We start from the raw sequence: 1,366 nt of genomic DNA on the forward strand, positions 1-1,366 counted from the left end.
AGCAGCCCGCCGCCGCCGACGACGGCGCCTCCCGCTCCGGCGACCGCGACGAGCCGGCGGGCCGGGACGCGGACGGCGACGGGGACGCGCGGGCCGCCCCCGCCACGTACGCCGAGAAGATGGCGACCACGTACCCCCTCAGCCGCGACCTCACCGGCTCCGGCAGGCTCACCGCCGTCCCCGGCGGCGACAAGGCGCCCGGCCGCGGCGCGGTCGTGCGGTACCGGGTGGACGTCGAGGAGGGGCTGCCGCTCGACGGCGCGCTGTTCGCGACCGCCGTGCACAGGACGCTCAACGACGACCGCAGTTGGGGCGGCCGGGGGGGGCGCACCTTCGAGCGCGTCCGCCCCGACGAGGAGTCGGACTTCGTCATCACCCTGGCGAGCCCCGGCACCACCGACGAGTGGTGCGCCAAGTCCGGTCTGGACACCGGCGAACAGGACGTGTCCTGCGACTCCGCCGCGACCGAGCGCGTGATGATCAACGGCTTCCGGTGGGCGCGGGGTTCGAAGACCTACGGCGACGACATCCGCGGGTACCGGGAGATGCTCATCAACCACGAGGTCGGCCACCGGCTCGGGAAGGGGCACGTCGGCTGCTCCCGCGACGGCGCGCTCGCCCCGGTGATGATGCAGCAGACGAAGTCCCTGTCGACGGACGGCGCCACCTGCAAGCCCAACCCCTGGCCGTACCCGCGCGACTGACCCCGCGGCCCCGCGCCGCGGCGGGGGAGCACAAAACGCCCCAGTCCCCGAATAGTCACGGGTATTCACCCCTTCCGGTGGTGCGACGGACAACCGTCCATCGCACCACCCCGCCCCGTGCGTACCGTCCTCCCACTGGACGGAGCCACGGCAGGTTCGGGGGTGTTCTCGTTGCGCATCGGCCTTCTCGCGGAGGGCGGATTTCCGTTTGCCGCGGACGAGTCGCCGGGGTGGTGCGACCGGCTCGTACGCGGGCTTGCACACCACGAGTTCGACGTCTTCGCGTTTGCGGTCGATGCGGCGCAGGAGACGGCCGGGCTCGTGCCGCTGCCGCCACAGGTGCGCACGGTGCACGTCGCGCCGCTGTGGCGCCCGGCGCCCGGCGAGGGCCGCTACGGGCGCGCGGACCGGCGCCGGTTCGCCGAGCACTTCACGGAGCTGGCCACCGCGCTGGCGGTGCCGGACGGCGCGGAGACCGACGGGCGGACGAGCGGGCAGGACCGTTTCGCTTACGGGCTGTACGGGCTCGCGGAGCTGGCCGGGGACGCCGGCGGGCCGGGGCGGGCGCTGCGCTCGGAGCCGGCGGTGCGGATCCTGGAGCGGGCCTGCCGGGCGCCGGGCGCGCACCCGGCGGTGCGGGGCGCGCGCGTGGCGGAGCTGCT

At 75.3% G+C, this 1,366-nt stretch carries 2 protein-coding genes; both read left to right on the top strand.

The features are described 5' to 3' along the window. Positions 1 to 704, top strand: a 704-nt coding sequence (locus ABD317_RS36965) for a DUF3152 domain-containing protein (RefSeq protein ID WP_344296456.1), incomplete at its 5' end; no start/stop codon positions are given. 162 nt (positions 705 to 866) lie between these two features. Next, on the top strand, positions 867 to 1,366 hold a 500-nt coding region (locus tag ABD317_RS36970), incomplete at its 3' end, for a DUF3492 domain-containing protein (protein ID WP_344296458.1).

It is taken from the genome of Streptomyces synnematoformans, assembly GCF_039531005.1.
GTDB classification, from domain to species: domain Bacteria; phylum Actinomycetota; class Actinomycetes; order Streptomycetales; family Streptomycetaceae; genus Streptomyces; species Streptomyces synnematoformans.